Origin of the sequence: Variovorax sp. E3, from assembly GCF_016082275.1 — a bacterium.
In the GTDB taxonomy this organism is placed as follows: Bacteria; Pseudomonadota; Gammaproteobacteria; order Burkholderiales; family Burkholderiaceae_C; genus Variovorax.
Window position 1 is genome coordinate 1 of the sequence record NZ_MOWM01000378.1, and the last position, 596, is coordinate 596.

The 596-nt window shown below is 61.6% G+C and carries 1 protein-coding gene; it reads left to right on the plus strand.

Annotated elements, in window-relative coordinates:
• Positions 1-32: 32 nt before the first annotated feature.
• On the plus strand, positions 33-596 hold a 564-nt coding region (locus tag BMG07_RS40960), incomplete at its 3' end, for a hypothetical protein (RefSeq protein ID WP_198089239.1).

Sequence of the window (596 nt, forward strand, 5' to 3'; positions counted from 1 at the left end):
TGCCGCTAGTGACGGCATCCAAGCCCGAAGACATGGTGGTCGACAGGCTGTCGATGCGTCCACTCGCCGTACTGAGGCCATTCGCGACAGTGCTCAAGCCTGAAGACGTCGAAGTCGACAAGTTACGGATGTCTTCGCTCACGGTGCTCAAGCCGCTCGTGACACTGCTCAACCCTGAGGACGTCGAGGCCGACAGGCTCACGGTCATCTCGGTGCTCGCGCGCAATGCGGTCGATGTCGAGGCGGACAAACTGCTGACGCTGCTGGTGACAGCACCCAGCCCCGAAGACATGGATGTCGAGAGGCTGTCGATGCGCACGCTCGCAGTACTGAGGCCATTCCCGACCGTGCCTAAGCCTGATGACGTCGAGGCTGACAGGCTGCGGATGTCGCCGTTCACCGTGCTCAGGCTGCTCATGACACCGCTCAACCCCGAAGAGGTCGAAGCCGACAGGCTCATCACCACGTCGGCGCTCGTGCGCAGAGCTGTAGATGTCGAGGCAGACAAACTGCCGACACCACTCGCAAGAACACCCAAGCCCGAAGACATCGAGGTCGACAGACTGCGTACGTCGCCACTCACAGTGCTCAGGCTG